The sequence below is a fragment of the Bacillus sp. FJAT-27445 genome, assembly GCF_001510665.1.
Lineage (GTDB): Bacteria > Bacillota > Bacilli > Bacillales > Cytobacillaceae > Bacillus_D.
This window is the reverse complement of the sequence record NZ_LMTI01000002.1, coordinates 726,609-747,573: the sequence shown is the minus strand read 5'-3', so window position 1 is coordinate 747,573 and position 20,965 is coordinate 726,609. Positions and strand designations below refer to the sequence as shown.

The following is a 20,965-nucleotide window of genomic DNA, read 5'->3' as shown; positions in this document are numbered from 1 at the left end:
CATGATGAAAATCCTTAAAGAGAAAAAAAGATGGTTCGTCATTTTGCTATGCTGGCTCTTCGCAGCTGGCGTGCTTTCAGGAATCGCTCCGGGAGCAAAAGAGCAAACTTCGCCAAATAAAAACTTTGGCCTGCCCGAAACTGCCGACTCGGTTAAGGCTGAAAAGGCTTTAAAGGAATATTTCCCCGCGTCCGAAGGGATTCCGTTGTTTATTGTAGTCTTTGATATTAACGGCTTAAAAGAAAACGAGGTAGAACAGGCAATTGCGAATGTTGAGAAGGTCGTGAAAGATGCGAAAGTAGATCTCTCGGCCGTCCCATTATCCATGATGCCAAAGCAGGCACGTGCATCCTTCTTTTCTGAAGATCAAACAACATTCTTCATTCCGGTATTGTTTCCTGTTGGAATGGAGAACAAAGAAGTCAAGACGACGATGGATGAGCTAAAAAAAGAAGTCGCGAAAGACATGCCATCCAACCTAAGAACATACTTCACCGGTCCGGCGGGCATCATGGCCGATACGTATGAAATGTTTTCGAAGGCAGACGTTGTTTTGATAATGGCTACCGTCGGGCTGATTTTCGTTATTTTGATTTTGATTTACCGTTCGCCGCTGTTGGCGTTTATCCCATTGGTCGGGGCGGGAATATCCTATTCAGTCGTTGACCGGCTGCTCGGGCTAATGGGAAAATATGACTGGTTCCCAATTGATAGCCAGTCTCTGTCCATCATGATGATCCTGCTGTTTGCAGTCATAACGGATTATTCACTTCTGCTATTTGCCCGTTTCCGTGAAGAGCTTGAAAAAGGGCTGCCAGTGAACGATGCAATGAAAAATGCAACATACTTTGTGAAAGAGCCGATTGTTTTCAGTGGCGGAACCGTATTCCTGGGCATGCTGACATTGTTCTTTGCGGTCTATGAAGCATATCGGGGATTTGCGCCAGTCTTTGCTGTAGCGGTCGCCCTGATGCTGCTTGCCGGCTTAACCCTGATGCCAGCACTGTTCGCGATTGCTGGAGAAAAGTCATTCTGGCCGTCAAATCCGCGCAAGCGTGCTGTGAAACTGGCAGGCAAGGAAAGTTTCTGGCACAAACTTGGCAGGTTTGTAACGGATAAACCATGGTTATCGCTGATTCCGATAGTAATCATTCTTATCTTTTTTACATCCATGCTAAGGCATGTCAATTATTCATTCAATTTGCTAGATTCGTTTCCTAAGGATATGTCATCGATCCAGGGGTACAATAGGCTGAATGAAGCCTTCTCGGCAGGGGAAATTGCGCCGACCACGGTGATTGTGAAAGCGAAAGATGATTTAACGCCTAAGCAGGTGCAAAACCTTGTCACCGAACTCGGCGGCCTGGATAGTGTCTCCAAAGCTGAAATTCAAGGCCATCCATTCGCTGAAAATCATCAGAATGTGGCAAAAATCAATTTGGTGCTGAAAAATAATCCTTATACAGAAAAAGCATTTGATGAGATGGAAAAGCTTCGCAGTGAATCTCTAAAACTCTTAAAGGAAAGTAAGATTGATGATGCGAAGCTGTTGTTTGCTGGTGAAACGGCGCTGAATACAGATATCCGCAATGCCAGCCATGGTGATGAAGTCCGGATTATCATCCTGATGACCGTTTTGATTATGGTCATGCTCGGCATCCAAACCCGCTCATTGCTGGCTCCGATTTATATGATGGCAACCATCCTGCTTTCCTTTGGCGCGGCACTTGGTTTCAGCGTGTTTGTTTTCCAGGATATCATTGGCCTTGGTGGAATAAGTTATCGGATTCCTCTGTATACGTTTGTGTTCCTCGTGGCGCTCGGGGTTGACTACTCCATCATGCTGATTTCCCGTATCCGGGAAGAGAAAAAGCAGTTGCCAATTAAAGAAGCTGTCAAGGAAGGAGTTGGCAAAACAGGAGGCGTCATTTCATCTGCTGGGCTCATCCTTGCCGCAACCTTTGCTGTACTGATCACCCAGCCTGTCATGGAGCTGCGTGTCTTTGGTTTCGCGGTGGCAATCGGGATTCTGGTCGACACGTTCATCGTCCGCCCGATTGCGATTCCGGCACTGATCGTTATCCTCGGCAAATACAGCTTCTGGCCTAAGAAAGTGAATTAAGTCAAAAAGGCATCGGGGAAACTCCGATGCCTTTGCTATTGCTCAATTGGGTTTACCGGCAGGAGCCGGCGGCCAATAAAATTAGCTGATACCGGTTTCTTTCCAATCTTCCTTGCCCAAACGGATAATTGCCCAATATGGTGGACCTCATGCACAATCACATGGCGCACGACTTCGCCCCATGTATCGGTCACAACACGCCCATCCGGTTCAGTTTCTTGGTGCAGGTTGTTTTCCATACTGGAGTCCCAATTTCGGACAAATTCCTCAACCTCAACACGGAACTTTGCATCGAGCTCCCTTACCTTTTGAAGTGTGTTAAAGTCTTCGAATTTTTCCTGGAAGTCAGGCTTGCCCTGGATAATGCGAATCCAGCTCCATTCGACATCGATAATATGAAACAGCGTTTTAAGGATTCCTCCAACCCCGCCAGTCCGCTCTGCAAGAAGCTCTTCCTCGCTCAAACCTTCACACCACCGGTACCATTCCTCTCTGACCATCCAGTTATACCGAAACAACGCTTCCATGAAATCCCTCCTTGTTAAAAACATCATATCCTGTTTTATCAATGCTGCCTATTATTAAGAAGCTTAAACCAGTTTCACTTCTGAAAAGGAGGATGAGGGATAATCATCATTTAACAGGATTATTTTGAGATGTTGGTTTTTTATCATCCTTTTGAATTTTCCGGAAAATTTTGGATGTTAAATGGAAAAACATCTTGTGTTTATAGGTCTTTCCGCCTACTATTTAATTAATAGACATACCTCCTATCGACTGATAATCTAAAAAAACGAGGAGGCCTGGGGGCAGTTGGATGGAGAAACAGTATAAGACTCTTTATTCCTTAAAACGGACAATCTATTTATGGGTTGTACCCTGTGTTCTCGTTTCACTTTTCCTGAATAACTATTTGCAGAATAATGCTTCCGAGCAATACCTTCTAGCCTCAGTCATTAATACAGCTCTGATTGTCTGGTTCAGTATTAGCTGGCTTTTATTATACAAAAACCTTGTCATCAGGTTTGTGGAACTCTCCAATTTGTTGCTTGTAACGGTGTACCACATTATTACGTTTTATGATGCGGTCTATAATGTCCTATTAAACGAGCGACATGACTCCCTTGGAGACTTTATAATCTGGATGCCGATTTATATGATGTACATTTTTCTTACACTGAAGAATAAACAGGGCCTTCTTTTTGCCTTGATTGTCCTGGCGGTTACCATAGTCCCGGGAATTATGAATGCCGGAAAATTCGATGCAGAGGAAATCGATTCCCTTTTCCAGTTTTATTTGGGTAATATCGTGTATATTGTCGTATTATATTTTGCCCACCATTTAATCGGGGTTTACTCAGAACTGGCTGCGGCCAGGAGAGAGGCCTATACGGATTCCTTGACAGGTATTGCCAACCGCCATCAAATTGATGAATGGATCCAAGGGTATATCAGCGAATCCTGCCAAGGTGGAAAGGGATTTTCAGTCGTTTTTTTTGATATCGATGATTTTAAATCAATCAATGACCGGTTTGGGCATTATGTTGGGGACGCTGTATTAAAGGAGTTTGTTTTCCTTATAAAAAGCAGCCTTGAACCGAATGAGCATTTTGGCCGATGGGGAGGCGAGGAATTTATCCTTATTTTAAATGAGGAGAAAGAGGCGGCAGCCAATTTTGCAGAACTGTTGAGGAGTCGCATTGAACTGCATGATTTTGCGCTTGCAGGCAAGGTCACCTCCAGTTTTGGAATCGCAAGCTTCCAGCCTGGAGATACGATTGCTACACTATTGGACCGAGCGGACAAGGCCTTGTATACTTCAAAAAAGGAAGGAAAGAACAAGGTAGTCCACGCCTAGGAGAGTAAAAGCATGTCAAAGCGCCGATAATACCGGCGCTTTGGATATCTGGTTATATACCTGATTGTACAGGAACAGTCCGCGGTTGTGTTTCGGGTTCTTCCAAATGAGCTGAAAAAGTTTTCTTGAAGAAATGATAGACAACGAGGAGGAGGACGCAGCATCCGCTAACCCCCATCAAAAGCCACGCCGGAACCTTTTCGAACAGGAAGCCAAAAAGGATTAGCCCAATTGGCATCATTCCTCCAGCACCTGCTTCTAGCAGGGACATGACCCGCCCGCGCAATTCGTCGGGCGTTTTCTTTTGCAATAGGACAAAAATTGGCATATTAATGATCATGGCAAGTGATGAAGTGATCAGGGCAAGGATAACCATATAGATGAAAATAAAGCTATTTGGAATTCCCGCTGCGGATGGCAGGCTCGGAAGGCCGAACAGGATGAGGGTAATCGACATACCCGCGACCCCGCCAAGGATGGCGCGATCCTTTCTTTTTATTTCAGGCCGGATTGAAAGAATGATAGCAAGCAGCAAAGTTCCGACCGAGAAAGCACCTTGAATTATTCCGAGTTGGTAGGACGGCATTTTACGAACAATCATGACAATATAGGGCAGTGCGATTGGGGTTACGGCGAACCAGAAGTTCAGCACTATTGCGAAAAAGACAATACTCTTTATAAACGATTCGTTTTTAACATAGTTGAATCCATGCTTCAAATCCTGGAAGAAACTGCTGCTTTCTTTTTTCTCCTTATTCTCTGCGAACAGGTGGTAATTGATAAACAGGCTGAAAATTCCCGAGATCGTGAAAGCAACAATGTTTATGGCCATGAAGGAGTTTACAGGGAAGAATCCGAACATTGCTCCGCCGAGGACTGGGCCCAGGATGGTTGATAAGGATGCAGCGGATTGGTTAAGCGACATTGCTTTTTGAAGATGATCGGGGCCGACCATGTTGTAGATGGTTGAGCTTACCGCTGTTGAGTAGAAAGTATTGAGTGAGGTCAGAACAGCGGCAGCAAGATATAAAAGCCAAATTTCTTTTGTGACGAAGGTAAAGAGGGCAAACACAATCCCAAGCCATGCGGCACATGCAAAATCAGTCACGATGATAATTTTCTTTCGGTCAAACCGGTCCGCGACCGTACCGGCAAACGGTGATAAAACAATTCGAGGTATGCTTCCCATCAGAAGTGTAATGGCAAAGTTGAGGCTTGAGCCGGTCTGGTCAAGAATATAAAGCCCAATGGCAAAGCTGTAAATAGATGAGCCTAGGACTGCAATCATTTTTGCGGGGACAAAGAGAAATAAATTTCTTTTTACGGCGTGTTGCATATTACACGTCCTCTCCGTTTAGGTGCCTTTTAAACTCAAGTGATAACGTATAGGAAGAACGGCCTTCCTTATGAGCAACAGTCCTCTTCAACCATTTTTCAAGTAGGCTGTCATACTCTTCTTCGAACTCTCTTAATTCATCTCCTGTAAATTCCATGCTGATTCCTTTCGTATGGATTCCTTTTCGCGCCGGGTCATTGGTGTTTAAATTGAAATGAGTAGCTTTTGACCGGTAATATTTTTCAACGATCCCCTTGTTTTCCCTCGTTTCAGCCAGTTCAAGGATACCCCCCTTGTAAAGCTGCTGGATGTGGTAATGAATACTACCCGCAGTTTTGCCTAGCTCATCCGCAACCTGCTTGGCTGTCATAATCTGCTCGCTTAATAAATAGATTATTTTGACCCTAAGTGGGGTGGATATCAGCTTTTGCTGTTCCAGGTTGATTTCCATTATTCTAGGTTCCATTTTAAACCCTTCTTTCTGAACTAAGTATCTAATTCAATTTAAAATGATTATACGTTCTAATAATTTAGAACGCAAGAATATTTTGGTAAATTATTTCGACAAGATTCTCTAGAAACAAAACGTCCGGCACTTGCATGGTACATATGAAATTGTCGTGAGGGTAATTCTAAAAGAGGGAGTTACTTTTAGGAGACGTCATCCAAGAAACTGGATTGTTGACAGACAAATTGAGCGGTACTATCATTACTTACATAAAGTAACTTACAAAGGAGGGGAAGGGAAGTGGAAATAAAATTCCATCAGTCTCCAAATACATTCATAGGAAACGTGCAAATTAGAGTGGAGAATTTGGAGAGGTCACTAGATTTTTATACAAAGGTAATTGGGTGTACGGTTTTGGAACGTTCCGAATCAAACGCTGTTCTGGGGAGCGGACAGGTACCGTTGCTGACCCTTGAACAGCCCAAAGATGCCATCCCGAAGCAACGGAGGACAACTGGCCTTTACCACTTCGCGCTGCTTTTGCCAAGCCGCGCCGAGTTGGGAAAATTTTTGCGCCATATTATTGAGATCGGGTACCCGCTAGGAGCTGCGGATCATCTGGTCAGTGAAGCCCTTTATTTGGATGATCCTGATGGGAATGGAATTGAAGTATATACCGACCGTCCATCTTCCGACTGGAGCTGGAGCGGCAATGAAGTAGAAATGACCACGAAACAGATTGACGCTGAAGGAATCCTCGCCGAAGCGGGTGGGGAAAAATGGGTAGGGCTCCCAGTTGGCACGATTATGGGGCATATCCACTTGCATGTTGCTGATTTAAATAAGGCAAAACAATTTTACGGAGACGGTCTGGGCTTTCACATTGTAAGCCGCTATCCCCAAGCTTTGTTTATGTCGACCGGCGGGTACCACCATCATTTAGGGTTGAACACTTGGAATGGGGTTGGCGCGCCACCCCCTGAAGAAAACAGTGCAGGCTTAAAGCAATTCGAGCTTGTTTTTCCCGGGGAAGTGGAGAGGAGCAAGGCGGCAGGTAAGCTTAAAGATATGGGTATTGAGGTAAGTGGCGATTTTCTCGTGAAGGACCCGTCTGGAAATGTAATACAGCTAAGCACCCAAGGCTAGTAAAAAATGTACTGAATCATAATGAAAAACCTTTCTCCGCCTGGAAGAAAGGTTTTTTATGTTTTTATCATTGTTCGTCATGCTACTCGGACGGCAGCTTTGCTTCGGGCTGTTTGATTTCAACGTAGAGGATTTGATGCCCATCGACATCAATGACTTTGAAAGCAAAGCCTTCTTCAGTGAGGACGTCACCAATCTTTACATCATACGTGTGTGAGAGAATCCAGCCGCCCAATGTATCAATATCCTCTTCGGGTATCGAGGTTCCTAGAATATCGTTAACATCTTCCAGGAGTACCTTTCCACTCATGATGTAATGCCCTTCTTTAATTTTGCGGATATCAGCAACTTCGTCGGCATCGAATTCGTCACGGATTTCTCCTACAATTTCCTCCAATATGTCCTCGACGGTTACAAGCCCGGCTGTGCCTCCATATTCATCGACCAAAATGGCCATATGGGTGCGTTCCTTCTGCAGCTTTACAAGCAGCTCGTGAATAGGAATCGTTTCAATAACATGGATGATCGGCTTGATAAAATTCGTTATTGGCTTATTCTTTAAAGCATCAGGTTTTAGAGTCGCTGTTAAAATTTCCTTAATGTTGACCATTCCGGCGACATTGTCTTTATCGCCAATGACAATTGGATACCGGGTATACTTTTCCCGCCTGATGGTCTCCAGGATTTCTTCCATGCTGTCGTCTATCGAAAAAGTTACAATCTCTGTCCGGGGAACCATGATTTCTTTAGCAATCCTGTTGTCAAACTCAAAAATATTGTTTACATAGGTGAGCTCGGACTGGTTGATTTCACCTTTTTCAAAGCTCTCTGACAGGATGATCCTCAGTTCCTCCTCTGAATGGGCAAGCTCATTCTCGGATGCCGGCTTTAGGCCAAATAGGCCAACTAGAGATCGTGCAGAACCATTCAGGGCCCAAATAAAAGGATACATGATCTTATAAAAAGTGATAATGGGCTTGGCAAATAATAAGGCAATCGCTTCAGCTTTTTGAATTGCAAATGTTTTTGGCGCAAGTTCTCCAACAACGACATGTAAAAAGGTGATGAGCGCAAATGCTATCCCGAATGAAAGAACCTTCGATATAGATTCATTCAATTCCCAATTATCGAAGGCTGGCTTAAGTACTGCCATGACCGTTGGTTCCCCCAGCCAGCCAAGCCCGAGGGCTGTAATGGTAATGCCGAGCTGACAAGCGGACAAATACTCATCCAAATGTGTAATGACATGCTTTGCTGCCTTTGCCCCTTTTCGGTTTTCTTCGATTAACTGGTCAATCCTTGAACTTCTTACTTTGACGATCGCAAATTCTGTAGCAACAAAAAAGGCCGTCAATGCAATTAAAAAAAGAACAAGCAGCAAATTAAGTAGTATCAATGGAATGCCCTGAAACCAGGGCTACACCTCCTGTTTTTTACAGCAAATCTTGCTGTTTGCCAAATGACTTGGCGAAATCTCTACTTATATTAATAGCAAAACGGGAATAGCTTTGGCAAATTTTTATGGTTCGTCTCTTTTTGGAGACCCATGAAGGCCAATGACGAAAAATAATGTAAAATTGATTTTTCTTTCCTTAGATTCCGACAACAAATGCAGATTTTTTGATTTAATATTTTAATAAGAAAATATTTTCCGGCAAATACAGGTATACGGCAGATGGAAAACAGTGCGGTTTTTGGGCGGAAAAGTTGGGAAAATTGGGTAAGTTATTTATTCCTGTGGTTATATGTAAGGTTTTCCAGTATACTGAGGGTGTAAAAGGCATGAAAAGTATGCTGATTTTTAACAGAATTTTCTATCGAATAATCCCGTTATTCTCATATAAATTCTGCCGAGTGGTGCGGCGTGGTTGCAAGGAACACCGCTAACAAGCCAGGAAGGAAGCGAGAGACCTTTCTGGCTTGTTTTATAAGGGGGAATCAATGGTGAAGGTTTTTGAAAGTACGAAAGATATCAGCCGGGATTGCCTGTTACATGGAATTGTGCCGGAAAAAGCATATATTGAGATAAAAACCGAAAGCGATATTATGTCGGCCAGGCACGAAGCAAGGGAAACTGCCTTGGCATTAGGCATTAGCCCTTTCGACCAATCCAGGATCATCACGCTTATTTCGGAGCTTGCTCGTAATATCTTTAAATACGCAGGCCAGGGTTTTATATCAATAGAAATAATTAAAAGCCAAAATGGTTCCAAAGGCGTTAAAATTCACGCTGTCGATTGCGGACCAGGAATTATGAATATTAATCGTGCCATGGAACAGGGATACTCAACCTCTGGGAGCCTGGGGGCGGGATTGCCTGCCATAAAACGGATGGCTGATGAATTTTCCATTCAGACTGCCGAGGGCAAAGGTACATATGTAAAAATTACGAAATGGTTAAATTAAACGAGAAAAATTTCCTGCTCAAACATATCTTCTTTACCACAAAAAACCCACCCTCAAACCTGAAGGTGGGTTTTTTGTCGAAAAATTGTTCAATCTGCTATTTTTCAAAAAAAGCTGCCCCTGTAAAAGGGCAGCTGAAGAGAAAAAGAATATGGATTTAGAGGGTAGCTGGCTCACCTTGCCGAACTTCAGCAAGATAATCAGCCGCCTTGGAATCATCGTATTGTTTTTCCCATTTCGACATGACGATTGCAGCAAGCGAATTGCCGACAACGTTCACCGCTGTCCGGGCCATGTCAAGAATCCTGTCTATGCCTGCGATAAACGCGAGGCCTTCAAGCGGAATGCCCACGGTTCCCAGAGTCGCCAAAAGGACGACGAATGAAACTCCCGGAACGCCGGCAATGCCCTTGGACGTTACCATCAGCACAAGCATGAGTGAAAGCTGTTGGCTTACGCTGAGATCGATGCCATACATCTGGGCAATGAAGATTGCCGCGAGAGCCTGATAAAGGGTTGAACCATCCAGGTTAAAGGAATAACCTGTTGGGATGACAAAGGAAGTAATGGCTTTCGGGCAGCCGAACTTCTCCATTTTTTCCATCAGCTTTGGCAAGACCGTTTCCGAACTGGCTGTGGAATAGGCCAAGATCAGCTCGTCCTTTAAAATGACAAAGAGATGGAAGATGTTAATACCGAATAGCCTTGCGGTAAGGCCCAACACTACTATAACAAAGAAAATCATGATCCCATAGGTGGTAAGTACGAGTTTGCTTAGAGGCACAAGGGAACTTACCCCGAACTTGGACACTGTAACACCAATCAGGGCAAAAACCCCGAAAGGAGCAAACTTCATGATTTGGTTTGTAACAAAAAACATCGCATCAGCGGTTCCCTGGAAAAATGCCAGGACGGGTTTCCCCTTTTCGCCTATTGCGGCTACCCCAAGGCCGAAGAAAACGGAGAAAAAGATGATGGCGAGCATATCGCCTCGTGCTAGTGAATCGATGATATTCGTGGGAACAATATTTATAAATGTATCGGCCATGCTATGGCTTTTGACCGCTTCGGTCGTTGAGACATAGCTGCCGATATCACCTTTTGTAATGGCGCCCATGTCAATTCCCGTTCCTGGTTGGAACAGGTTTGCTGCAAGCAGTCCGACAAGTATGGCGATGGTGGTGATAATCTCAAAATAGAGGATGGTCTTGCCGCCCAATTTCCCGAGTTTTTTAATGTCGCCTACACCTGCAACGCCTACAATGATGCTGGAAATAACAATCGGTACGACAATCATTTTAATCAAGCGGATAAAAATGGTTCCAATCGGCTGCAAATAAGCCTGGACAGACGGATCCCCATAAAAAAACGCCCCGACGGCAATCCCGAAAACCAGACCAATCAGAATTTGCCACGCTAAACCTATTCTTTTCATAAATCTTTCCCCTTTGCTTGTAAATTACGCCTTCGGAAAAACATATCCTTCATTTTAATTACAGGTAAAACTCAAGTCAATGTTAAATAACGGAATACAAAGCATAAACAAAAATTATTTCGGAAAAGCACTCTTGGCACGAGTGATTGTGGGGACAATCATTAGCCATAGGGGATTGGAGAAATGGTAAAAAAGGGATGATTTAACTTTAACAGGTTTTAGTTTGCTTTTTGTGACAAACCTTCGACAATTTTGTCGTAATTTACAAAAAAAAAATTGCCGGAAGCCGGCAAATTTCACTTTTTTCTTTTTATGTAAATATAGACTGCACCTAGAATAATGGCAATTCCAAGCGCAGGAAGAACGTACGGCTGCGCAACATCCTTGATATTAGCCCAGTTCTCGCCGAGGATTACTCCTAGGTAAAGGAAGAAGATTGTCCATGGAATAACGGCTGCGACCGTATAAAGTGTAAATTTAGTAACTGGCATCTTAGAAATTCCAGCCGGTATGGAAATGGCGTGCCGGACTACTGGAATAAACCTTGCGGAGAAAATGACCCCCGCTCCGTATTTTTTAAACCATTGTTCGGACATATCGATTTGTTGCCGGTTGATAAAGACGTACTTCCCGTACTTTTCCAAGAAAGGGCGTCCCCCGTAATAACCGGCCCAATAGAGAAAAAGCTGGGCAAAGGTGCCTCCTATTGTTCCGGCGACCACTGCGAGCGGAAAATTGATTGTACCCTGGGATATCATATAGCCTCCATAGCCGAGAACGATTTCGCTGGGTATGATTTCAATCATGAGCCCGATGGCTATCCCAAAATAACCTAGTTCAGATAATGTTGTTAATATAGAAAAAATAAACTCCTTCATGGCACACCTGCTTAAAAAGTAATATCGTATTCTAGTTTATATTAGATTGCTGGGAGATACAATCATGGCCCTTGCTTGCAAGGAAAAAGGATAAGATTGGTTAAGGACGGCCATTGGCTCTTGAAATTACAAAGAATCTGTAAAGAAATTATTGCGGAATTAGAAAGTGACTTCAATCAAACGTTTGAATGAAATCCGGCGAAGTAAAGAAGTGGGGAGCTTTTTGCTGAAAAGATTTTTTACATTGGAAGCCAAAAAAATTATCTAAAAAAAACACTGCCGGAAAGTTTCCAGCAGTGTTTTCCATCCCTATAAATTGTGGAAAGGATTATTGGGATCATCCGGATTATGGTTATTCGGATTCGTGAAAGGCTTGTTTTGATCCATGGAACCTGGCACGCCGCCATGATTCAAAGGATTCCCAGCTTGCCCGCCATTGCCTAAGGGAATCCCTCCCTGGCCTGAAGGCGGTTTTACAACAGTGGTTTGTTCAAGCTTCTGGTCAAAACGGGCAAGGTATTTCGCCGCAAACTCCCGACCGCCAAGACCAAAGGAAAGGCCGAATGCAAGTGCGAGGCCTCCCAAAGTTAAAATGAAGGCGGCATTTACGATGGAAGCGGCAACCCCAAGCTGGTCGAGTGCCATAAAAACTGAAATGGCAATAACCGCATATTTTGCGACAGATGAAAGTAGACCATAATGTGGTCCCTGAAGCATGCTTGCCAACAGTTTCTTAACAAAACTGCCAAGCCAGAGCCCAACCATTAGGATAATTACCGCAGCAAGGACATTTGGCAGGTAGGCGATGACTCCGGTCGCAAGTGTTACCAGGAAATCAAGCCCAATAAGGTTCAGGGCTTCAACAGTGAACAGAAGAACAATGAATACCTGGGCGATAGTACCGACAACCTTGGATAAGGACAATGTCGGAGCTGTTCCCTTTCCAATCCCTATTCCTTTTAGGAAGCCGTTAAATCCTGCTCTTTCAAGCAATCCGGTCACAAAGCTGTTGACCCATTTTCCAATCCAAATACCAACAAGCACCATCACGATGGCGACAATAATATTTGGAATCATTGTGAGGACATCGTTCAACATATTGATGGCCGGAGTGGAAATGCCCTTCAGGTCAAGGCGTTCTAACGCCGCAACCACTGTAGGAATTAAAATGAGGACAAAGGCAATTGTCCCAATTACTGATGATAGGCTTGTCCCTTCAAAAAGCCTTCTTGCTCCGAAACGGTCAACAAGCCTTTCCAATCCCAAACCTTCCAGCAGATTCGTGACGATATCACGGACAATTTTTGCCACAAACCACCCAACAAGGATAATCAGCGCGGCAGAAAACAGTTTTGGCAGGAAGGAAAGCATGCTTCCAAGCATATTGGAAAATGGCCCGGATATCCCATTGATATCAAGAGCTGCGAATACTCCTGGAAGGAACATGAGCAATACTAGATAGAAGACAATCTTGGCAATCCTGTCAGCCAACTGTCCCGGGCCATCGCTGTCTTTGGCAATGTTCAGCTTCTGAGCCAGTTGATGGACCCTTAGTGTCCGGCCGCCTTTTCTGATCAACATACTTAAACCGGTAGCGACAAGCCATGCTACCGCAAGGATAAGAGCAGCTTTTAATAGGCTTGGTATAGCGGATGTAATTGCGGTAAGCATTGTTACAAGCGGTCCGGCTATAATATGCAATCCGAGAATGTTAAAGAAAAGGATGAAAACGAAGACCAAGAGCAGATAATAGATGACTTTGCTGATGATTTTCTCTGATGTAACCTTCCTGTCTTTTGCGTGGGAAAACAAGCGGTTGTCAAGGTTGGACTTTAAAAGGGCTTTATATACGCCCTTTTCAATAGCCTTTGCGATAACCCAGCCGATGAGGAGGACGGCAAGTGCCACTAAAAAGTCAGGGACTTTGTATACGATCCTGTCCCAACCGCTCCAAAATTGATAGTTATTTTCCAATACACTTCACTCCTTTTGTCTGCAATTCCCTATATAAGTGGGTTACTTGTGATATACCCGGGATCGGCATACCTAAACTGCAAAGGGGTTTGGCGGGATGTTATCGAAAGTGAATAAGCTGGGTATAAGGTGTTTAAATAGTAAGTATATGTCAGGAGGGGCAGGGCATGGCCAAATTTAAAAGGGCAATCCTCATATATAACGGAAAGGCGGGGCAGAAGGATATTGTCAAAACGCTAGGTGTTTGCATCCCCATTCTAAGTCCTGCGATTGAAGAACTGTTAATTTTAAAAACGGATAGGCCCGGCCATGCCCGGGAGCTTTGTGCCAAATATGGAGAAGCTGCGGATCTCGCCATAATTCTCGGTGGCGATGGCACTGTCCACGAATGTATGAATGGGCTTTCCTCCCTGGAAAAAAGGCCGATCCTCGCCATCTTGCCCGGAGGGACTTGCAACGACTTTACAAGGACGCTCGGGATTCCCCAGGACATCCAAAGTGCAGCGGAAGTGGTTGTAACCGGGAACGAGGTTCCGATTGACGCCATGAAGGTTAACGGCAAGTATGCGTTGAATTTTCTGGGGATTGGTCTTGTTACGGAGGCGTCCCATAATATTAAAGAATCCGAAAAAGCATTACTTGGAAAGATTAGCTATTATCTTAGTGCCATAAGGACAATGAGGGAGATGGAACCCTTCAAGTATAGGATTTACTGCGATGGGGAGAACTTTGTAGGAGAAGCGGTAATGGTCCTGGCCACAAACGGGAGGTATATCGGGACAAACCAACTACCATTTCGGAATATCGAGGCAGATGATGGAAAAGCAAATGTTTTTATCATAAAAAATACGAATTTGAACCTGATAAGGGAATTGTTGACTACCGATGTTACCATGGATAATGACGTTTCTTCGAGCGAAGTTATTCATTGCAGCGGACGTGAAATTGCCATTCATACCGAGAAGGGGATGGAGGCGGATACGGATGGGGAGGTTTACCTGGAGACACCTGCATATATCACCATGTTGAAGCATCATTTTCAAGTGATTGTCCCGAACTCAAGGGAAGGTGGTTCCTGAGGCAATGAAAAAAGGGGCGGCTGCCCCTTTTACATTAGTTTGTGTATGAACATTGTGGCGATTCCGAAATAGGTGATGAGGGAAAATATATCATTCAAGGTTGTGATAAGCGGACCGGAAGCGACGGCCGGGTCAACATTTATATGATAGAGAATGATTGGTATGACGGTTCCTGCAAGAGTCCCGATAATGAGTGTAAGGAAAAGGGAGCTTCCCACAACAATTCCGAGTATAAAGCTGCCCTGCCAGACAAAGGCAATAACGGAAATCAGGATTGCACAAGTCAAACCGATGATCAATCCCACTCCGAGTTCCCTTCCAATCAGCCTGGAAATGACCTTTTTGTCAATATCATTGGAGATTAGCCCCCTGACCACAACGGCAAGCGATTGCGTACCAGTGTTCCCTGTCATGCCCGATATCATTGGCATGAAAAAAGCCAGGGAGACGACTTTTTCCAATGTATCAGAATACGAGCTGATGATCTTTCCGGAAACGAGCCCGATAAAAAGGAGCAGAATGAGCCAGGGAAGCCTTCGGTAGGCAGCGACGAATGCCTTCGTATCAAAATCAATCGATTTACCGGATGCGGATAACTTTTCAATATCTTCGTTCGCTTCCTGGATTACTACGTCGATAATATCATCGACGGTAACAATCCCGACAAGGACACTATCCGAATTTACAACAGGGATGGCCATGAAATCATACCGTTCAATCATTCTGGCAACTTCTTCTTGGTCCATCATGTCGGATACTGCAATGACCCGTTCGTACATAATATTATTGATGGTTTCATCTGCATCGGCGATGAGCATGTCGCGATAGGAAACAACGCCCACCAGCCTTCTTTGTTCATCTATCACATATAGATAATTAATGGTTTCGGCAAAATCGGCAAAAGATTTAAGTTTGCCGACAGCATCCCGGACTGTATAGTAATTACGGATCCAAACAAACCGGTTTGTCATTAGCCTGCCCGCTGTTTCTGGAGGATAGTTCATGATATCCCGGACGATTTTTGACTCTTCTTTTTTCATTCCCGAAAGAAGGGCGGCTATTCTTTCTGGTGACAGCTCTTCAAGGAGGGAGGCAAGGTCGTCATTATCCATCAGGTCAAGGACTTTACTTGTCTTTTCAATCCCTAGTTTATTCAGGACATCATGCTGTTCCTCTGTATCAAGCTCCTCGAGTAAATCAGCGATGAGGTGGGGATTGAGGAAAAGGAGGAAGCGGGTCTTGTGCTTTTCCGGAAAACTCTCGTATAGCTTGGCCACATCATATGGCTGAAGTTCGTCCAGAATCGCATCAAAGTCCTTCCTTTTATTCTCTTTGATAGCTTTTATTACCTGGAGGGTAATCTGATTCTCTGTCATGTTTTTAATCATGCACTCACACTCCTTTCCAGCAGTTTTACTGCCATGTATCATTATATGTAAATTGGCGGTGAATTGAAAATAAAAAAAGAGAAAACAAGCCGGAGGAGTTTTGTTCTGTCACAGGATGCCCAAATTTTTGTGTTCATAGGCAGTCGGCTGCCCCCTATTCGAGGACGTTCATATGAAGGTATTTTTGTAAACGAATTGAAATGCGAATTTTCCCCTGGATTTTGTTATGATGGGTAGGGAACTTTATTATAGATTGGATTGGAGGAGTTTGCCTTTGAAAAAGCATAACCGGGACGTACGCGACCTCATCTATGTTCATCTAAACCAGCAAGCCCAATATGCCATGTCCTGCGGCATTGAATTCAGTGAATTCACCGCTGCTTTTTCAGGCTTTGCAAATCATCTCCTATTATTAAAGCATCAATTTGAGGATGGGGAATTCAATCTGCATACCATGCTTGAATATGTACCCCTGGATAAAATAGGAAAGCTTGCTCGTGAGGATGTGAACGGGTATGGAGACTTTTGCTGGGTCGATTTTGATGAAGAGGATGCGCTAAATGAGCTAAGTGGCCAGGATATCGCTGAATTGCTGTACCTGGGCCATATTAAACAGCATTTAAAACCTCCGTTTTACAATCAACTGGGCAACCGGTTTGTTTACCTTGCCCATGATGATGGCTGGTTTAATAAAACGTATTACCGCAGCCTAACAGACTTTTTTTCTATGTTAAGCTTTGTTATCCCTTTAAAATTAGCCGAACTTAAAGTGGAAAAGACGCTATTCGGGATCCGGAAAAAACGGTCCTACCCGATTTTAAATAAAGATCTCCTCCACTCTCTGACATCTTATATGAAAGAAGGTATCTGCATTTCAATAAGGGATGCCGATACTCAAAGGGGAAGGGTAGAAATTCCTATCTGGATAATTGGTGATTTTGCAAATATGGATGATATGGCAGAGGCCTATAGCAGGTCCGTCAGAAAACCTTGTCACGCGAAATTGATTTTTGATAAAAAAACAAGGGAATGGAAATTATTCGTTATTTAAGCTGGATAAACGAACAAAGTTTCTTACATAGCAGAAAAGGGCATACGTAATGCTGGGCACCCTGGGGAACAACACTGAAGGAATGACAATTTTCAGTAAAAGGGTTTTTGGCCGGGCTTCTGCCCTCATAAACTGATAGAGAGAAATTTAATTATCGTACTCTTTTCGTGGTGGTAAAATATATAGGTTGAACTTGAACCAAGTTTGCCGGCAAACTTAGTTAAATGGAGCGTTTGGCACGAAGATTCATAGAATAGCCATTTTGATTTGAAAGTGAAAATAATATAGTTGACGATTTGCCGATAGGCATAAAAAACGGAGGTTACGGTATGAAAACAAAATTGGGTTTATTATATGGCGGTAAATCCGCAGAGCATAAAGTATCTTTGCAGACTGCGATGGCCGTGATCAAAGCCCTTAATAACGAAAAATTTGATATTTATCCAATTTATATAACGGAGGAAGGAAAATGGGTAAAAGGACCACAGCTCCACGGTCCAGTCAGTTCCGTAAAAGAGCTTGAATTTTCCCCGGGCGGAGAAGAAGGCAAGCTTGCCCCAGCCATTTTTGCTGATAGGGAAAATGGAGATGGACTTGATGTCATTTTCCCGCTCTTACATGGACCTAATGGAGAGGATGGAACCGTTCAGGGACTCCTTGAATTGTTGAATCTTCCTTATGTGGGGAATGGTGTCCTGGCTTCCGCCGCCGGCATGGATAAAGTCATTATGAAAAATATTTTTGCCGAAGCGGGCCTTGCCCAGGTTGATTATACATCATTCATCCGTAGTGAATGGGAAGCGGATAAGGAAGCTGCCTATCGAAAGGTTGAAGAAAAGCTTGGCTTTCCTTGTTTCGTAAAGCCGGCAAACCTGGGGTCTAGCGTGGGAATCAGCAAATGCCGAAATCGTGAGGAATTGGAGCAGGCATTTCGGGAAGCGTTCCTTTTTGACAGAAAGGTAATCATTGAAGTCGGCGTTACTGCACGTGAAATTGAAGTAGGTGTACTTGGCAATGATAGCCCGGAAGTTTCCGTTGCCGGTGAAATTGTCCCGAAAAAAGACTTTTATGATTATAAGGCAAAGTACGAGGATGGCGACACAGCTCTTATTATCCCAGCGGATATCGATGGGGAAACCTACAACCGGATTAAGGAAATGGCTATCAAATCCTTTAAGTCTCTGGATTGCTCTGGGCTTATAAGGGCGGACTTCTTTTTAACCGAAAACGGAACAGTTTTGATCAATGAAGTAAATACGATGCCAGGTTTTACGCCATTCAGCATGTTTCCGCTGCTTTGGAAGCATACCGGGGTGGAGTATCCGCAGCTTATTGAGAGGCTGGTCAGCCTGGCTATTGAAAGGCATTCCGAAAAACAAAGCATCAAATATACATTTTAAGAATAACGCGGCGGGACACGGCAGGAGCGGTGTCCCTTTTAAGGCGAAAGTCTTGCTTGGGTCAGCGGGTCAGCGCCCCGTTCTTCTTATAGGAGGTAATCCGATTGATTCGGAAAACGATTAACGAAATTACCAAGATGATACATGTCCTAAATGATGCAGCACCTTTCGGGGATACCCGGATAAGCGGAATTTGCATTGACTCCCGTAAAATAGGACAAGGGAATTTGTTCATACCGTTTAAAGGGGAAAAAGTTGACGGCCATAATTATGTGAAAAGCGCCATTGAACAAGGTGCAGCCGCGGCCTTTTGGCAGAAGGACGTCCCAAACCCGCCGGAAGGCCTGCCCCTATTAATAGTAGAAGATTGCCTTGTGGCACTCCAGGAACTAGCCGGAAGCTACCGCCGCCAGCTTGGTGTAAAAATAGTCGGCATTACCGGGAGCAACGGCAAAACTACAACAAAAGATATGGCGGCGAGCCTCCTTTCGGTGAAATATAAGGTGCAGAAAACAGAAGGCAACTATAACAACCATATCGGCCTGCCATTGACGGTTTTAAATCTTGATGAAGATACGGATGTGGCTGTCCTTGAAATGGGTATGAGCAGCCGCGGGGAAATTTCCTTTTTAACAAGGCTTGCCACCCCAGACGCTGTCATCATTACAAATATTGGTGAATCCCATTTATTGGACCTCGGTTCGCGGGAAGGAATTGCCGAAGCAAAGCTTGAAATCCTTGAAGGCCTGCGGGAAGGCGGCCTTGCAGTTCTGAATGGGGACGAGCCGCTCCTTATGGAAAGAGTGTCCGGAATAGGTGGCCGGGCGCTTCTCCAAACCTTTGGGCGGAGCGAATCGAATGATATGTTCCCTGTAGAAATTACCCAATCGGCCCACGGAAATGAATTCCGTGTCAATCTCACTAGCGATAAGTTCTACTTGCCGGTGCTAGGAAATCACAATATCATGAACGCGATGGCTGCGATGCTCGTTGCCCGCTACTTTTCAATTTCGTTTGAGGAAATGGCAGAGGGGCTTAAATCCGTCAGGCTTACCCAAATGCGGATGGAGCTTTCCGAAGGAGAAAATGGTGAAAAAATTATCAACGATGCCTACAATGCGAGCCCGACCTCGATGAGTGCCGCCATTGAGCTTGTATCGAATTTAGCGGGCTATGCAAAAAAGGTTCTGGTACTTGGCGATATGCTCGAACTTGGTCCTTTGGAGAAGGAATATCATCTTAAGATTGGTGAAATGCTTGATCCAGCCAAAATCGACCTTGTATTCACGTGCGGCCAGCTCGGCGCCTTGATCGCTGAAGGGGCAAAGAAGGCCTTGGGCACTGAAAGGGTTTACGCATTTACTGACAAGGAAATGCTAAGTAATGAAGTGAAAAAACATACTGATTCACATACGCTGGTTTTAGTTAAGGCTTCAAGGGGAATGAGATTGGAAGAAGTAGTTTCCTCGCTTCAAAAAGAGGAAACCCACTAATGGGGTTTTGAGGAACAATAACTTCATAATTTTGGCCCGAAAAGCGTAAGAGTACAACTCGAAACAACCGGAGTGATCAGGCAATGATAGGCTGTTTATGCATTCATGGATTTACCGGGGCACCCTATGAAGTCGAACCACTTGCCGACTATTTGAAGGTAAGGCATCCCGACTGGGTTTTCAGCATCCCGACTCTTCCTGGACACGGGGAGAGCCTTGCCCTCAGAGGGATAAAATTCAAAGAGTGGATTGCCTGTGCAGAAAGGGAGTATTTGGCACTTTCCGAGCAGTGCGACACGGTATATGTAATTGGCTTTTCAATGGGCGGGCTAATTGCCGGCTACCTTGCCGCCAACTACAAAGTGGATAAACTGGTTCTCTTGAGTGCTGCCGCCTATTATTTGAATCCGAGACAGATGGCGGCGGAATTAAAGGAAATGGCCAGGGATCTTGTTCAAGGAACTTTGGAGGAGAATGAATTATTTTTGCGTTATAAACGAAAAATAACAGAAACACCGCTATCCGCTGCCCTGCAATTTAGGAGGCTCGTTGGCTTTATCAGGCCTCAATTATCCCTGATTGAAACTCCGACCCTTATTGCCCAGGGGGAATGCGATAGCCTCGTTCCCCCGAAAAGTGCAGAGTTCCTTTATGAATCGATATCTTCAGAACAAAAACAATTGGCCTATATTAAAGAATCGGCCCACCATATCTGCCATTGCCGGGAAAAAGCTGCCCTTTTTTCCCAGGTCGATGCCTTCCTGGAAGGAGTATCCGAAATGTTGGAATCCTGCTAGGCAAGGTGTGCTTTATTGCATTATCGTGGCAAAAATGGTATGATTACCTCCAACGTGTCTAAAAGGTCGTCATAACAGGGCATACTCCTTGGGAGAATGTCTTTTTTTTGCTAAAATAGAGAAATGAAAACGGAACAATGCTCTTATGTGAATT

17 protein-coding genes are annotated in these 20,965 nt (G+C 44.3%); 9 read left to right on the top strand and 8 right to left on the bottom strand.

From position 1 onward, the window contains the following. Position 1 precedes the first annotated feature (1 nt). The gene (locus AR337_RS08420) at positions 2 to 2,122 is read left to right on the top strand and encodes an MMPL family transporter (protein WP_059171529.1); all 2,121 of its coding nucleotides are present in this window, start codon (positions 2 to 4) and stop codon (positions 2,120 to 2,122) included. Between the two features lie 35 nt (positions 2,123 to 2,157). On the opposite strand, the gene AR337_RS08415 is transcribed toward AR337_RS08420, so the two are convergent. Beyond that, the gene (locus tag AR337_RS08415) at positions 2,158 to 2,649 is read right to left on the bottom strand and encodes a DinB family protein (protein ID WP_059171528.1); all 492 of its coding nucleotides are present in this window, start codon (positions 2,647 to 2,649) and stop codon (positions 2,158 to 2,160) included. A gap of 290 nt (positions 2,650 to 2,939) precedes the next feature. Here AR337_RS08415 and AR337_RS08410 point away from each other — a divergent pair, with 290 nt between their 5' ends. Then, complete coding sequence (locus AR337_RS08410) at positions 2,940 to 3,980, top strand: GGDEF domain-containing protein (RefSeq protein WP_059171527.1); 1,041 nt, start codon at positions 2,940 to 2,942, stop codon at positions 3,978 to 3,980. Between the two features lie 52 nt (positions 3,981 to 4,032). On the opposite strand, the gene AR337_RS08405 is transcribed toward AR337_RS08410, so the two are convergent. Together AR337_RS08405 and AR337_RS08400 are read right to left on the bottom strand one after the other, a co-directional pair. Further along, positions 4,033 to 5,316, bottom strand: a complete 1,284-nt coding sequence (locus AR337_RS08405) for an MFS transporter (RefSeq protein ID WP_059171526.1) — start codon at positions 5,314 to 5,316, stop codon at positions 4,033 to 4,035. Position 5,317: 1 nt separating this feature from the next. Further along, on the bottom strand, positions 5,318 to 5,782 hold the full coding sequence (locus tag AR337_RS08400) for a transcriptional regulator (RefSeq protein WP_253701553.1): 465 nt from the start codon (positions 5,780 to 5,782) through the stop codon (positions 5,318 to 5,320). A gap of 288 nt (positions 5,783 to 6,070) precedes the next feature. Between AR337_RS08400 and AR337_RS08395 the strand changes: the two genes are divergently transcribed. After that, a complete protein-coding gene (locus tag AR337_RS08395; protein WP_059171602.1) occupies positions 6,071 to 6,910 on the top strand; it encodes a VOC family protein in 840 nt (279 codons plus the stop codon). Positions 6,911 to 6,992: 82 nt separating this feature from the next. Here the strand turns inward: AR337_RS08395 and AR337_RS08390 are convergent, their stop codons facing one another. Continuing rightward, positions 6,993 to 8,306 carry a hemolysin family protein gene (locus AR337_RS08390; RefSeq protein WP_059171525.1) on the bottom strand — a complete coding sequence of 438 codons (1,314 nt, stop codon included), beginning with the start codon at positions 8,304 to 8,306 and terminating at the stop codon, positions 6,993 to 6,995. Between the two features lie 605 nt (positions 8,307 to 8,911). Here AR337_RS08390 and AR337_RS08385 point away from each other — a divergent pair. Then, positions 8,912 to 9,316: an anti-sigma regulatory factor gene (locus AR337_RS08385; protein ID WP_059171601.1), complete on the top strand. Its 405-nt coding sequence runs from the start codon at positions 8,912 to 8,914 to the stop codon at positions 9,314 to 9,316. Positions 9,317 to 9,473: 157 nt separating this feature from the next. Here the strand turns inward: AR337_RS08385 and AR337_RS08380 are convergent, their stop codons facing one another. The 3 genes from AR337_RS08380 to AR337_RS08370 form a co-directional block, all read right to left on the bottom strand. Continuing rightward, positions 9,474 to 10,751, bottom strand: a complete 1,278-nt coding sequence (locus AR337_RS08380) for a cation:dicarboxylase symporter family transporter (protein ID WP_059171524.1) — start codon at positions 10,749 to 10,751, stop codon at positions 9,474 to 9,476. A gap of 296 nt (positions 10,752 to 11,047) precedes the next feature. Beyond that, positions 11,048 to 11,629 carry a DedA family protein gene (locus tag AR337_RS08375; RefSeq protein ID WP_059171523.1) on the bottom strand — a complete coding sequence of 194 codons (582 nt, stop codon included), beginning with the start codon at positions 11,627 to 11,629 and terminating at the stop codon, positions 11,048 to 11,050. Between the two features lie 309 nt (positions 11,630 to 11,938). Beyond that, positions 11,939 to 13,603 (bottom strand): mechanosensitive ion channel, encoded by a 1,665-nt coding sequence (locus AR337_RS08370; RefSeq protein WP_082686898.1) that lies wholly within the window; start codon positions 13,601 to 13,603, stop codon positions 11,939 to 11,941. 167 nt (positions 13,604 to 13,770) lie between these two features. On the opposite strand from AR337_RS08370, the gene AR337_RS08365 reads away from it, so the two are divergent. Beyond that, on the top strand, positions 13,771 to 14,682 hold the full coding sequence (locus AR337_RS08365) for a diacylglycerol kinase family protein (protein ID WP_059171522.1): 912 nt from the start codon (positions 13,771 to 13,773) through the stop codon (positions 14,680 to 14,682). A gap of 29 nt (positions 14,683 to 14,711) precedes the next feature. On the opposite strand, the gene mgtE is transcribed toward AR337_RS08365, so the two are convergent. After that, positions 14,712 to 16,070: a magnesium transporter gene (gene mgtE / locus AR337_RS08360; protein ID WP_059171521.1), complete on the bottom strand. Its 1,359-nt coding sequence runs from the start codon at positions 16,068 to 16,070 to the stop codon at positions 14,712 to 14,714. A gap of 274 nt (positions 16,071 to 16,344) precedes the next feature. Between mgtE and AR337_RS08355 the strand changes: the two genes are divergently transcribed. From AR337_RS08355 to AR337_RS08340, 4 genes are all read left to right on the top strand, one after another. After that, positions 16,345 to 17,121 carry a hypothetical protein gene (locus AR337_RS08355; RefSeq protein WP_059171520.1) on the top strand — a complete coding sequence of 259 codons (777 nt, stop codon included), beginning with the start codon at positions 16,345 to 16,347 and terminating at the stop codon, positions 17,119 to 17,121. 329 nt (positions 17,122 to 17,450) lie between these two features. Then, on the top strand, positions 17,451 to 18,521 hold the full coding sequence (locus AR337_RS08350) for a D-alanine--D-alanine ligase (protein WP_059171519.1): 1,071 nt from the start codon (positions 17,451 to 17,453) through the stop codon (positions 18,519 to 18,521). A gap of 104 nt (positions 18,522 to 18,625) precedes the next feature. Next, a complete protein-coding gene (gene murF / locus AR337_RS08345) occupies positions 18,626 to 20,014 on the top strand; it encodes a UDP-N-acetylmuramoyl-tripeptide--D-alanyl-D-alanine ligase (protein WP_059171518.1) in 1,389 nt (462 codons plus the stop codon). A gap of 83 nt (positions 20,015 to 20,097) precedes the next feature. Continuing rightward, entirely contained in the window at positions 20,098 to 20,811 is a 714-nt protein-coding gene (locus AR337_RS08340; protein WP_059171517.1) for a carboxylesterase, read from the top strand. The last annotated feature ends 154 nt before the right edge of the window (positions 20,812 to 20,965 follow it).